Annotated in this window: 13 protein-coding genes and 1 tRNA gene; 10 read left to right on the top strand and 4 right to left on the bottom strand. The window is 63.9% G+C overall.

The genetic code is table 11. The annotated features are described in order from the left end of the window. Positions 1-4: 4 nt before the first annotated feature. Both rpsA and EOA49_RS04810 read right to left on the bottom strand, forming a co-directional pair. Positions 5-1,702, bottom strand: a complete 1,698-nt coding sequence (gene rpsA, locus EOA49_RS04815) for a 30S ribosomal protein S1 (protein WP_127239467.1) — start codon at positions 1,700-1,702, stop codon at positions 5-7. Between the two features lie 203 nt (positions 1,703-1,905). Continuing rightward, a complete protein-coding gene (locus tag EOA49_RS04810) occupies positions 1,906-2,106 on the bottom strand; it encodes a hypothetical protein (RefSeq protein ID WP_067003398.1) in 201 nt (66 codons plus the stop codon). Here EOA49_RS04810 and EOA49_RS04805 point away from each other — a divergent pair. Next, on the top strand, positions 2,105-2,995 hold the full coding sequence (locus tag EOA49_RS04805) for a bile acid:sodium symporter family protein (RefSeq protein WP_127239466.1): 891 nt from the start codon (positions 2,105-2,107) through the stop codon (positions 2,993-2,995). The genes EOA49_RS04810 and EOA49_RS04805 overlap by 2 nt on opposite strands. 9 nt (positions 2,996-3,004) lie before the next feature. Here the strand turns inward: EOA49_RS04805 and cmk are convergent, their stop codons facing one another. Continuing rightward, complete coding sequence (gene cmk, locus EOA49_RS04800; protein WP_067003402.1) at positions 3,005-3,655, bottom strand: (d)CMP kinase; 651 nt, start codon at positions 3,653-3,655, stop codon at positions 3,005-3,007. 254 nt (positions 3,656-3,909) lie between these two features. Further along, positions 3,910-5,268, bottom strand: a complete 1,359-nt coding sequence (aroA, locus tag EOA49_RS04790; RefSeq protein ID WP_127239465.1) for a 3-phosphoshikimate 1-carboxyvinyltransferase — start codon at positions 5,266-5,268, stop codon at positions 3,910-3,912. 194 nt (positions 5,269-5,462) lie between these two features. Here aroA and EOA49_RS04785 point away from each other — a divergent pair, with 194 nt between their 5' ends. The 9 genes from EOA49_RS04785 to EOA49_RS04745 all read left to right on the top strand — a co-directional run bounded on the left by EOA49_RS04785 (position 5,463) and on the right by EOA49_RS04745 (position 12,779). Continuing rightward, complete coding sequence (locus EOA49_RS04785; protein WP_067003406.1) at positions 5,463-5,858, top strand: TIGR02300 family protein; 396 nt, start codon at positions 5,463-5,465, stop codon at positions 5,856-5,858. A 176-nt stretch (positions 5,859-6,034) separates the two neighbouring features. Next, positions 6,035-6,110 (top strand) — tRNA-Ala (locus EOA49_RS04780). A gap of 129 nt (positions 6,111-6,239) precedes the next feature. Then, positions 6,240-6,590 (top strand): hypothetical protein, encoded by a 351-nt coding sequence (locus EOA49_RS04775; protein WP_245460529.1) that lies wholly within the window; start codon positions 6,240-6,242, stop codon positions 6,588-6,590. A 62-nt stretch (positions 6,591-6,652) separates the two neighbouring features. Further along, the gene (locus EOA49_RS04770) at positions 6,653-7,369 is read left to right on the top strand and encodes a DUF2161 family putative PD-(D/E)XK-type phosphodiesterase (protein WP_067324197.1); all 717 of its coding nucleotides are present in this window, start codon (positions 6,653-6,655) and stop codon (positions 7,367-7,369) included. Between the two features lie 130 nt (positions 7,370-7,499). After that, a complete protein-coding gene (locus tag EOA49_RS04765; RefSeq protein ID WP_127239464.1) occupies positions 7,500-8,231 on the top strand; it encodes a FadR/GntR family transcriptional regulator in 732 nt (243 codons plus the stop codon). Further along, positions 8,228-9,430 carry a PLP-dependent transferase gene (locus EOA49_RS04760; protein WP_127239463.1) on the top strand — a complete coding sequence of 401 codons (1,203 nt, stop codon included), beginning with the start codon at positions 8,228-8,230 and terminating at the stop codon, positions 9,428-9,430. Before EOA49_RS04765 ends, EOA49_RS04760 begins: the two co-directional genes overlap by 4 nt. Before the next feature lie 25 nt (positions 9,431-9,455). Continuing rightward, on the top strand, positions 9,456-10,733 hold the full coding sequence (locus EOA49_RS04755) for a sugar ABC transporter substrate-binding protein (protein WP_095824418.1): 1,278 nt from the start codon (positions 9,456-9,458) through the stop codon (positions 10,731-10,733). 274 nt (positions 10,734-11,007) lie between these two features. Further along, the gene (locus EOA49_RS04750) at positions 11,008-11,931 is read left to right on the top strand and encodes a sugar ABC transporter permease (RefSeq protein ID WP_095777012.1); all 924 of its coding nucleotides are present in this window, start codon (positions 11,008-11,010) and stop codon (positions 11,929-11,931) included. Then, positions 11,931-12,779 (top strand): carbohydrate ABC transporter permease, encoded by an 849-nt coding sequence (locus EOA49_RS04745; RefSeq protein ID WP_127239462.1) that lies wholly within the window; start codon positions 11,931-11,933, stop codon positions 12,777-12,779. Before EOA49_RS04750 ends, EOA49_RS04745 begins: the two co-directional genes overlap by 1 nt. Position 12,780 lies beyond the last annotated feature (1 nt).

The following is a 12,780-nucleotide window of genomic DNA, read 5'->3' as shown; positions in this document are numbered from 1 at the left end:
GAGCTTAGGTGCCCTGCTTCTTCAGCGCCGCGCCCAGGATATCTCCCAGCGAGGCGCCGGAGTCGGTCGAGCCGTACTGGGCGACCGCTTCCTTCTCCTCGGCGATTTCCAGCGCCTTGATCGAGACCTGCAGCTTGCGGGTCTTCTTGTCGAAGGCGATGACGCGGGCGTCGACCTTCTGGCCGACGGTGAAGCGCTCGGGGCGCTGCTCGTCGCGGTCACGGGAAAGGTCCGAACGCTTGATGAAGGTATCGAGGCCGCTGTCGACCAGCCGTACTTCCAGACCGCCATCCTTCACCGCGGTGACCTCGCAGGTAACGACGGCGTTCTTGCGCAGCTCGCCGCTGCTCGCCGCCTCGCCGACCGTGTCGCGGGCCAGCTGCTTGATGCCGAGCGAGATGCGCTCCTTCTCGATGTCGACGTCGAGCACCTGCGCCTTGACCATGTCGCCGCGATTGTACTCTTCGATCACCTGCTCGCCCGGACGTGTCCAGTCGAGGTCGGAGAGGTGCACCATGCCGTCCACGTCGCCTTCCAGGCCGATGAACAGGCCGAACTCGGTCTTGTTCTTGACCTCGCCCTCGACCTGGCTGCCGACCGGATGGTTGCGCGCGAAGGCTTCCCACGGGTTCTCCAGCGTCTGCTTGAGACCGAGCGAGATGCGGCGCTTGGCCGGATCGACCTCGAGCACCACCACGTCGACTTCCTGCGTCGTCGACAGGATCTTGCCGGGATGCACGTTCTTCTTCGTCCACGACATTTCCGAAACGTGGATGAGGCCCTCGATGCCCGGCTCCAGCTCGACGAACGCGCCGTAGTCGGTGATGTTGGTGACGGTGCCCTTGATCTTCTTGCCGATCGGGAACTTGGTGCCGATATCCGACCACGGATCGCTCTCGAGCTGCTTCATGCCGAGCGAGATGCGATGGGTTTCCTGGTTGATGCGGATGATCTGCACCTTGACCGTCTGGCCGATGTTGAGGATCTCGGTCGGATGGTTGACGCGGCGCCATGCCATGTCGGTGACATGCAGCAGGCCGTCGATGCCGCCGAGGTCGACGAACGCACCGTAGTCGGTGATGTTCTTGACCACGCCCTCGACAACCTGGCCCTCCTCGAGGTTCTGCACGATTTCCGAACGCTGTTCGGCGCGGCTCTCCTCGAGCACGGTGCGGCGCGACACCACGATGTTGCCGCGGCGGCGATCCATCTTGAGGATCTCGAAGGGCTGCGGGTTGTGCATCAGCGGCGAGACGTCGCGGATCGGACGGATGTCGACCTGGCTGCGCGGCAGGAACGCCACGGCGCCGTCGAGATCGACGGTGAAGCCGCCCTTGACCTGGTTGAAGATGACGCCTTCGACGCGCTCACCCTTGGTGAACTTCTCTTCGAGGCGCACCCAGCTCTCCTCGCGGCGGGCCTTCTCGCGCGACAGCATGGCCTCGCCAAGCGCGTTCTCGATGCGCTCGACATAGACCTCGACGGTGTCGCCGACCTTGAGGGAGGAATCCTTGCCCTTGGCGCCGAATTCCTTCAGCGGCACGCGGCCTTCGACCTTGAGGCCGACATCGATGATGGCCATGTCCTTTTCGATCGCGGTGATCGTGCCCCGGACAACCTGACCCTCGCCGGAATGGCCGGCGGTGAATGATTCTTCGAGCATGCTCGCGAAATCATCGCGAGTGGGATTTGCAGCTGACATTGTTTCTCCTGGAATGCTTCGCACAACAAGCGAAGCGGGCGCCGTGGGTTAGCGTTGCGTGAGCCTGCCGGCGTTCCGGGCTGAAGAGCCCTCGGCCGCTTAAGCGGCAAGTCCGGCGCATAGAGAATGCTGGCAGGCTGGTTCGTGCCCGATATGGGTATTTTCATCGCCTCCGGCAACGGAAAACACGAGGAAAACCCGCATCAGGCCTTGTTTCTCTTGGCCAGCAGTCTTTGATGGTTAGCCATGGCCGCCAGAAACGCGGTCTCTATAGACACTTCGCCGGTGTCAGGCAAGTGCGCGTCGCGGCGGTGCGCGTGCTCCGCCCGAATGTTTTTGCGATTACGCGTTCGCGGTTGCAGTTCTTTTTTGCCGACATGGATTGTCACGGGGAGCATCACCATGCAGTCAAGCGCCACTTTCAACATCTTCCTGCCGGTTGCCCTCGTCATCATCATGCTGGGGCTTGGCCTGTCGCTCAAGCTCCAGGACTTCTTGCAGGTGGTGCTGCGACCGAAGGCCCTCCTGGTGGCTCTTATCGTGCAGATACTGGTTCTTCCCGTCCTTTGCTTCGGCATCGTGTCGGTTTCGGCTTTGCCGCCTGCCATGGCGGTCGGCATGATGCTGCTCGCGGCCAGTCCCGGCGCCCCGTCCGCGGTCCTCTTCACTCACCTTGCCAAGGGCGATACGGCGCTCAGCCTGACGCTGACGGCGATCAGCTCAATGGTGGCGCTGGTGTCGGTGCCATTGATCACCAATTTTTCGCTGCTGCATTTCTATGGCGCCGGGCACGTCATCCCGCTGCCGATCGAGAAATTCCTGCAGTTCTTTGCCGTTGTGCTTGTCCCGGTTTCGATCGGAGTTGCCGTCCGGCACCGCTACACGGCCTTGGCCGAGCGCTTGGAGGGGCCCGTCAAGCTACTGGCGACGCTTTTTCTTGCGGCGGTCGTTATTTTTGCCGTCGTCGATCAGCGGCAGGTTATCGTGACCTGGGGGCCCATTGTCGGCTTTGCCGCCTTTGCCTTCAACGTGGTGAGCATGGCGCTCGGCTACGCCGTTCCGTCGCTGCTGCGCCTGGAAAGGCGGCAGGCGGTCGCCATCACCATGGCAACGGCCATCCACAACGCCGCGTTCGTCATAGCCCTGGCGCTTAGCGAATATCTCCTCAACAACGCCGAAATGGCGATCCCGCCAGCGCTTTATGCCTTGATTGCCTATGTCACCGCGGCGGTTTTCGGAGCCGTCCTGAGCAGGTCAGGCAGACATGCGATCGAAGGCACGATCCGGTCGTGACAGCCAAGCTCAGGCGAGGTCTTTCGCGGCCATGGCGCGGTCGACGATTGCCATGGCCGCCAGAAACGCGGCCTCGATTGCCATGTCGCTGGTGTCGAGCAAGTGCGCGTCCGCCGCCGGCTTGAGCGGGGAGTCGGCACGGCCCATATCGCGCTCGTCGCGGCGCTCGATGTCGGCGAGAATCGTGGCAAAATCGGCGCTGCCGCCCATGCTCTCGATCTCGGCCAGCCGGCGCCTTGCCCGCACTTCCGCACTCGCTGTGACATAGAGCTTGATATCGGCGTCGGGACACACGACCGTGCCGATGTCGCGTCCGTCGAGCACCGCGCCTGGCGGCGCCTTGGCGAACTCGCGCTGCTTATCGACCAGGATGCGCCGGACCGACGGAATGACGGCGACCTTTGAGGCGGCCTCGCCCACCGCATGCGCCGAAAGCACCGTGCGGTCGAGGTTCGAAAGATCGACTTGGCGAGCCGCGGTTTCCGCCGCCGAGACGTTGTCGAGCGGCAGACCGAGCTCGAGCAGCTTATGGGCGACGGCGCGATAGGTGAGGCCGGTATCGAGCAGGTTCAGCCGGTAATGATCGGCGAGCCGGCGAGCGAGTGTGCCCTTGCCGGCGCCCGCGGGGCCGTCGATTGCGATGGTGAAGGGGGTGCTCATCGGCTCGCCTCGAACGATAGGCGCAATGAGCAAGATGAGCGCCGCGATCCTTCGCGCGCCCCTCTGTCCTGCCGGACATCTCCCCCGCTTGGGGGGAGATCAGCCGTCATCGCGGCTTGCGCCAATTGTCTATGTTGCAGGATTGAGCGGAGCGCCGGAGCCGCCAATCTCCCCCCTTGCGGGGGAGATGTCCGGCAGGACAAAGCGGGGTGCTGTTCCGCTTGCATCTCGGTTCGGCTCCAACCCATCGCCCGTCACTCGATCTCGGCGCCGAGCCCCTTCATCAGCCCCATGAATTCCGGAAAGCTCGTCGCGATCATGTTGGCGTCGTCGATGGTCACCGGCTTTTCCGTCGCCAGCCCCATCACCAGGAAACTCATGGCGATGCGGTGGTCGAGATGCGTCTTCACCGCCGTGTCCGGCCCGTTGGGATGAGCGCCCAGGCCCTTGCCGCCGGGCTTGCCGCGCACGGCGAGCGAGGCTTCGCCCTCGCTGCAGTCGACGCCGTTGAGCTTCAGCCCGTTGGCCACCGCCGACAACCGGTCGGATTCCTTGACGCGCAATTCCTCCAGACCCTGCATCAGCGTCTCGCCTTCGGCGAAAACAGCGGCAACCGCCAGCACCGGATATTCGTCGATCATCGACGGCGCCCGCTCCGGCGGCACCACGACACCTTTGAGGTCGGAGGAGCGCACGCGCAGGTCCGCCACGTCCTCGCCGCCGGCATTGCGGGGGTTGAGGATGTCGATGCGGCCGCCCATCTCCTGCAATGTGAGGAGCAGCCCGGTGCGGGTCGGGTTCATCAGCACGTTCTCGATCACGATATCCGAGCCCGGCACGATGAGCGCCGCCACCAGCGGGAAGCCGGCGGAGGAGGGGTCGCCGGGCACGGCGATGGTCTGCCCCGTCAGCTTGCCCTGGCCTTCGATGAAGATGTGGCGCACGCCGCGCTCGTCGGTCTCGACGGTCAGGTTGGCGCCGAAGCCTTTCAGCATCTTTTCGGTGTGATCGCGCGTCATCACCGGCTCGATCACGGTGGTGATGCCGGGCGTGTTGAGCCCGGCAAGCAACACCGCCGACTTCACCTGGGCGGACGCCATCGGCACGCGATAGGTTATCGGCGCGGCATGCTTGGGGCCGCGCAGCGTGATCGGCATGCGGTCGCCGGGCGCCGCCTTCAGCACCTGCACGCCCATCTGCCGCAGCGGCTCCAGCACCCGGCCCATCGGCCGGCCGGAGAGCGAGGCGTCGCCGATGAAGGTCGTCTCCATGTCGTAGGTGCCGACCAGGCCCATGGTGAGCCGCGAGCCGGTGCCGGCATTGCCGAAATCGAGCGGGCCTTCCGGCTCGAGCAGCGCGCCGTTGCCGGTGCCGCGGATCACCCATTCGGCGCCCTTCTTTTCGATATGCGCGCCCATCGCCTTCATGGCCGCGCCCGTGCGCATCACGTCCTCGCCTTCCAGCAGGCCGGTGATGCGCGTCTCGCCGGAAGCCAGGCCGCCGAACATGAAGGAGCGGTGCGAGATCGACTTGTCGCCGGGCACCCGCGCCGTGCCGGCAAGGGCAGGGGATTTGCGGGCCGTAGCCGGCTTCGGGGCGGCAGCGTGAGACATTGTCTGTTCCAAATGCGGGCGCCGGCGGGCCGGCTCAATTCGTCGTGTTGCGGCGGTCTCGTATCACGGCACGCCGCAATGGTCATCCCCTCACGCGGGCCTTCGAATGCAAGGTTTTGCGATGCCGGCTTTTGGCTTTGACAGCGCGGAAAACTGCGGTTAAGGGGACCATTCTTTTTTTGACGAGGCTTGCTGTGGCAAAACCTGAACTTGGCACAAAACGTGTCGACCCCGAAACGGGGCGGAAATTCTACGATCTGAACAAGGACCCGATCGTCTCGCCCTACACCGGCAAGAGCTATCCGCGCTCCTATTTCGAGGAAGGCAAGATTTCCGCGATCGAGGACGATGAGGACGTCGCCGACAAGGAAGTCGACTCCGAGGAGGAAGAAGGCGCCGAAATCGTCTCGCTCGAAGATGCGGACGAGGAGACCAAGGGCGGCGGCGACGATCTGCCCGATCTCGGCGACGACGAGGATGATGTCGATCTCGGTGACGATGACGATGACACCTTCCTTGCCGACGAGGAAGAAGAGGACGACGACGTTTCCGATATGATCGGCGTCGGCGACGACGAGGACGAGGTCTGATTTCGGCCCCGGCGCGATTGTTTGCCGGCCATTTTGACCTGTGACGAAAAAGCGGCTTTTCAAGGCTTGATCTTGACCGAAGGCGGCGCTAGAAGCCGCCAGCACTAAACGACGGCGCGGTGCCCAACTGCGCCGGATCTCTTCGCCGGAAACGGCGCCGGCTGACTGCCGGGAGTGGGGCCATAGCTCAGTTGGGAGAGCGCTTGAATGGCATTCAAGAGGTCGTCGGTTCGATTCCGATTGGCTCCACCAAACAGTCTTTCTGTGATGCTCGGTTTCGCGGCATTGGCGCTTGTCGCTTGTGAATCGGTATCCGAGGCCCCGCCTCCTCCTCAACCTGCCCCGGCTGCTGTCGCGGCTCCCGCTGTCCCGGACACTGCGGTGCTCGACCAAACCGTGGCGATCACGCCTCCGGGCAAGAGTGTCCCCGCCCGGTATGCGGCGTTCTCAGGCATTTGGGCGGGACAGCTGGATGGCACCTTTGAAGGCAAGCTGGCCGTGCTGACCGTTTCACCGGCCGGGCAGGTGACGGTCAGCTACGCGTGGGGCGATATGGCCGACAACAAGCCGGGGATCGCCGACGGCGCCGGCAGGATCGCCGGGAACACATTAAAGCTTGGACGCCTGCCGAACGGCGCAGACATCACGTTTACGATGCAGCCTGACGGAACGCTTGCCGGCACCTACACGCTTGCCGGCCAGACCTATAGGGGCCAGTTCGCCAAGCAATAGCGGCGGGCGGTCGCGTCGCCTTCTGCCGTGTCGGCCGGGCTCGAATCGGCTATGCCTCTCCCATGCAGGAAACGTCCCTCTATGCACCGGTGAAGCGGTTCCTCGAGAGCCTCGACTTCACCGTCAAAGGCGAGGTCGGCGGCTGCGACATCGTCGGGTTGCGCGAAGGCGAGCCGCCCGTGGTCGTCATCTGCGAGCTGAAGCTGCAGTTCAATCTCGAGCTCGTTTTGCAAGGCGTCGATCGGGCGGCGGCCTGCGACGAGGTCTGGCTCGCCGCGCGGATGTCGGCGCGCGGCAAGGGCCGCGAGCACGATCGACGTTTTCGCGCGCTCTGCCGCCGGCTCGGCTTCGGCCTGCTCGCGGTCGATGGGAAAGGCAAGGTCGAGTTGCTGCTCAGCCCGGCCGCCGTGCCGCCGCGGCGCGACCCGAGGCGGCGCTCGCGGCTGGTCGAGGAGCATCACCGCCGCAAGGGCGATCCGTCCATCGGCGGCAGCACGCGGCAAAAGCCGATCATGACCGCATACCGCCAGGAAGCAATTGCCTGCGCCGCCGCCATGGCCGACGGCCCGAAGCGGCCGCGCGATTTGAAACTCGTTGCCCCCCGCGCGGCCAGCATCCTGCTGCACAACTATTATGGCTGGTTCGCCAGGGCCGAGCGCGGCATCTACGCTCTGACCGAACTCGGGCAGGCTGCCTTGCAGTCGCAAGGGGTCCTCGACGGTCCGCCGCAGGTCGCTCCGTTTCAAGTCGAGCAACTTGGAGCGAAGCTCGGCGCGTGAGCGGCTGACGCCGCTCGCCCAGTGTCGGCTACCGATCGAAATCGTCGAATCGCACCATGCGTGGTTGACTCACCTCTTCGTTCATGCAGAAATTGGTTGGACCATTGAACCACTTTCGGAATTCACCAGCGTGACCGACCCTCTCCCGCCGATCCAGACGACGGCCCGCGATGATGCGGTCCTGAAGGCGTTGGCCGGCTTCGTGCGGCAGGAGGCGTTGGGTCCCGGTGAAAAACTGCCGACCGAGCGCATCCTGGCCGAGCGCCTTAAGGTCAGCCGCAACACGGTTCGCGAGGCACTCACCCGCTGGGAGGGGCTGGGCCTCGTAGAGCGGCGCCAGGGCAGCGGCACTTACCTCAAGGCGGCGGTTTCGCCCGACATGCTGCACATGCCGCTGACCCTTGCCGGCGGCAACGACTTTGCCGGCCTGATGCGCACCCTGGAGATCCGCCGCGCGCTGGAGGCCGAGGCCGCCGCTCTTTGCGCCGTCCGCGCCGGCAAGGCTGAGGTCGCCGAGATCGAAAGCAAGCTCGACATCATGGAAGAAGCCTTCCACAGCCGCGCCGGCATGTCGTCGGAGGAAGACTGGGAGTTCCACCAGTCGGTCTACCGCGCCTCCGGCAATCCGCTGTTCGAGCAGATCATCAGCGCCATGCACGAGCTGTTCCACCGCTTCTGGGAGCATCCGCTCGGCGTGCGCGATTTCGGCCATGCCAGCTTTCCCTATCACCGCACCATCTTCGACCGCATCGCCGCGCACGACCCGGAGGGAGCCCGGGCCGAAGCGCTGAAGCTCATCGCTACTGTCGAAAACGACCTCAAGCGCGGCGCCGCCAACCTCAAGCTTTTGGACCGCAAATGAACGAGCATCCCACAGGGTTCGACCCGGCTTCTTTGGCCAGCGACTATCTCGGCGAGGCGGCGACTCTTCTCGCGCATGACGATCCGTTCCCCGGCGGCGCTGTGGTGCCGCCGATCTACCAGACATCGCTCTTCACCTTCGACAATTACGCCGACATGGCCGACACCTTTGCCGGCAGGAGAAGGCAGCCGATCTATTCGCGCGGCGACAACCCAACGGTGATGGAATTCGAGGCGCGTGTTGCGGCCTTGGAAGGCGCGGAAGCCGCGCGGGGCTTCTCCAGCGGCATGGCGGCTATCAGCGCCACCGTGCTCGCCTTCGTCGGCGCCGGCGAGCGGATCGTTGCCGTACGCAACTGCTATGGCGACGCTTACCGCCTGTTCGAGCGCCTGTTCCCGCGCTTGCAAATCAAGGTCGACTATGTCGACGGCTCGGACCCCGATGCGGTGGCGGCAGCACTTCCCGGCGCCAAGCTGCTCTACCTCGAAAGCCCGACCTCGATGATGTTCGAGCTGCAGGACATTGAGCACCTGACGCGGCTGGCAAAGGGTGAGGGCATCGTCACCACCATCGACAATTCCTGGGCGACGCCCGTCTTCCAGAAGCCGATTTCGCATGGTGTCGATCTGGTGCTGCACTCGGCCTCGAAATATCTCGGCGGCCACAGCGACACCGTCGCCGGGGTGGTGGCGGGCTCGGCCGCGCATATCAAGCACATTAACGAGCAGACCTATTCATCGCTTGGCGGCAAGCTGTCGCCTTTCGAGGGCTGGCTTCTGCTGCGCGGCCTGCGCACGCTGCCGCTGCGGTTGCCGCATCATATGAAGAGCGGTCTCACGCTCGCCGAGCGGCTGAAGGCGCATGGCAAGGTCGAGCGGGTCAACCATCCCGCCTACTCCAATCATCCCGGCAAGAAGACGCTTGCCGGCTATGCCGGGCTGTTCTCTTTCGAGGTCGCGGAGGATGTCGACATTCCGGCTTTCATCGACGCGCTGAAGCTGTTCCGCATCGGCGTCAGCTGGGGCGGCCATGAAAGCCTGGTCGTGCCCGCCAAGGCCTCGCTCGAGCAGACGCCGGGTCTCAATTCGATGGCGCGCTTCGGCGTCAGCCCCCGAACCATCCGCTTCAACGTCGGATTGGAGAATGTCGAGGATCTTTGGGCCGACATCGCCCAGGCCTTCGACAAGGCAAAAAAATAAGGTGTTCAAAATGGGAGTTCCGAACATGAAAAGACTGACAATCCTGCTTGCCGCCGCTGCCGGCCTCGCGATTTCCGCCGGGGCCGCGCTGGCCGACACCACCATCAAGATGGTCGAGGTCATCACCAGCCCGCCGCGCACCGAATTCCTGAAGAAGCAGATCGCCGAATTCGAGCAGGCCAATCCCGGGATCAAGGTCGAGCTCGTCTCGCTGCCCTGGGGCCAGGCGTTCGAGAAGTTTCTCACCATGGTTCAGGCCGGCGACACGCCCGACGTGGTCGAGATGCCGGAGCGCTGGATGGGCCTCTATGCCAACAACGGCCAGCTCGAGGATCTCGGCCCCTACATGGCCAAATGGGACGACGCCAAGACGCTCGGCGACCGGGCCAAGCAGTTCGGCTCGACAGTCAACAACACCCAGTTCATGATCCCTTACGGCTACTATGTGAACGCGCTGTTCTGGAACAAGAAGCTGTTCAAGGAAGCGGGTCTTGACCGTCCGCCGGAAAACCTCGACGAGTTCGTCGAGTTCTCCAAGAAGATCTCCGCCATCCCCGGCAAATACGGCTATTGCCTGCGCGGCGGGCCCGGCGCCTTCAACGGCATGCACATGTTCATGAACATCGCCAACGGCAAGGGGGGCTACTTCACCGAGGACGGCACTTCGACCATCAACGAGGAGGGCTCGGTCAAGGGGCTGCAGATGCTGGCCGACATGTACAAGAACGGCCTGGCGCCGAAGGATTCCGTGAGCTGGGGCTTCAACGAGACGGTGACCGGCTTCTATTCCGGCACCTGCGCCATGCTCAACCAGGATCCGGACGCGCTGCTCGGCATCGCCGACAAGATGAGCGCCGACGACTTTGCGGTCGCGCCGCTGCCGGTCGGCCCGAGCGGCAAATCCTATCCGACGCTGGGCTATGCCGGCTGGGCGATGTTCGCCAATTCGCAGCACAAGGACGAAGCCTGGAAGCTGATGGCGACGCTGCTGTCGCCCAAGGACAATCTGGAATGGGCCAAGGAAGTCGGCGTCGTCCCGATCCACAACGGCGCCGATCAGGACGCCCACTTCAAGACCGAGCAGTTCAAGGGCTGGTTCACCGAGCTCAACGACAGCTCGAAATATGAAATGGTGACGCCGCCGACCCATCTGGAAAACCTCGGCAACTTCGTCGACCAGGTGGCGATCAAGAACTTCCAGGAAGTGCTGCTTGGCCAGAAGCCGGCCAAGCAGGTGGCCGACGAGTGGGCGGCGTTCCTGACCAAGGAGCAGCAGGCCTGGCTAGCCAAGAACAAGAAGTGACCTTTCTTCCTTCTCCCCGCTTGCGGGGAGAAGGTGTCACCCGATGAATGTCGCCCAAAAGTGCGAAGCGGTTTTGGGAGAACGACATTCACGGACAAGTGACGGATGAGGGCAGCGCCGAATCCTGAAAGTCGCCTCCGCTCCTCATCTGCCTGCCCTCCTCCGCAGCAGCTGCGCTGCAGCTACGGAGGGTGAACCGGCGTCTTCTCCCCGTGAATGGGGAGAAGGACGCTGTCGCCACGCTGGCCTCACCATCACCCGTAGAGCCAAATCGATGACCTACGCAGTGTCCGAAATCCGATCGACCGGCCGGCCGCGCAAGAAGCGGCTGAGCAAGGCCGCGATCGAGCCCTGGCTCTATCTTTCGCCGGCTATCGTCCTGCTGGTCGTCGTGCTCCTGGTGCCGCTGATCATCGGCATCAGCTATTCCTTCCGCAAATTCTCCGCCTTCAAATCGGAATATGTCGGGCTCGGCCAGTACCAGGCGATGCTCTCCGACGCGGTGCTCGGCCAGGCGCTGGTCAACACGCTTTGGTGGACGGCCGCCAGCCTGTTCTTCCAGTTCTTCCTCGGGCTTGGTCTGGCGCTGCTGCTCGACAAGCCCTTTTATGGCCGCAAGGTTGTGCAGGCCGTGGTGTTCCTGCCCTGGGCGGTGCCGTCCTTTCTTTCCGGCCTTACCTGGGCCTGGCTGTTCAACCCGATCATCGGCCCGCTGCCGCACTGGCTTTTCGCGCTCGGCCTGAAGGCCGAGCCGACCAACGTGCTTTCCGATCCGGCCACAGCCATGTGGGGGCCGATCGTCGCCAACATCTGGTTCGGCATTCCCTTCTTCGCCATCACGCTGCTTGCGGCGTTGAAGTCGATCCCGTCGGAACTGCATGAGGCGGCAGCCATCGACGGCGCCTCGCCCTGGCAGCGCTTCACCAAGGTGACGCTGCCGTTCCTGGCGCCGACCATCGTCATCACCGTCATGCTGCGCACCATCTGGATCGCGACCTTCGCCGACCTGATCTTCGTCATGACCGAGGGCGGACCGGCAGGCTCGACCAGCACGGTGCCGGTCTACATCTATGTCAGCGCCTTCAAGTCGCTGGACAAAGGCTATGCGTCCGCAGTCGCGGTTCTGCTGCTGGTGCTGCTCATTGCCTATGCGGTTGGCCTGATCGCCATCCGCCGCACGCTTGTGAGGCATGTCTGATGATCGCCGGCCGCTCCACCTCCTCGCGCATCGCCGGCGGCATCGGCCTCTACGCCGCGATCGCCTCCTATGTCGTCTTCGCGCTGTTCCCGATCTTCTGGACGCTGAAGATCTCTGTGACGCCGGAGCGGCTGCTCTATTCCGAAGGCATAACCTTCTGGCCATCGGAAATGACGCTCAAGAACTTCGACACCGTGCTGGAGGCTTCCGACTTCCCGCGCTACTTTCTGAACAGCGTCATCGTCTCGGTGTCGACGGCCGCACTGGTCACCGTCATCGCCACGCTTGCCGGCTATGCGATGTCGCGCTTTACCTTCCGCGGCAAGGCGACTTTAGCGATCCTGCTTCTGCTGACCCAGACTTTCCCGCTGGTCATGGTCATCCCGCCGATCTACCGCATCATGGGCGATCTCGGCCTGACCAACAGCCTGACCGGGCTGATCATCATCTACACCGCCTTCAACACCGCCTTCGCCACCTTCCTCATGCAGTCCTTCTTCGACAGCATTCCGAAGGATCTGGAGGAGGCGGCGATGATCGACGGCTGCACGCGCGCCCAGGCCATGCGCCGGGTGATCGTGCCGCTCACCTTGCCCGGCATGGGGGCGACGCTCGGCTTCGTCTTCACCGCCGCTTGGAGCGAATTGCTGTTCGCGCTGATGCTGATCTCCAGCGACGAGCAGAAGACCTTTGCCGTCGGCCTGCTCACCTTCATCGGCAAGTTCGCCGTCGACTGGGGGCAGATGATGGCGGCCTCCATCCTGGCGCTGATCCCGGTCTGCATCTTCTTCGCCTTCCTGCAACGCTATCTCGTCACCGGCCTTACCGCCGGCGCTGTCAAAGGATAAT

It is taken from the genome of Mesorhizobium sp. M1A.F.Ca.IN.020.04.1.1 (genome assembly GCF_003997315.1).
In the GTDB taxonomy this organism is placed as follows: Bacteria; Pseudomonadota; Alphaproteobacteria; order Rhizobiales; family Rhizobiaceae; genus Mesorhizobium.
The sequence above is the reverse complement of the archived record's forward strand: the minus strand, read 5'-3'. Positions and strand labels throughout refer to the sequence as shown.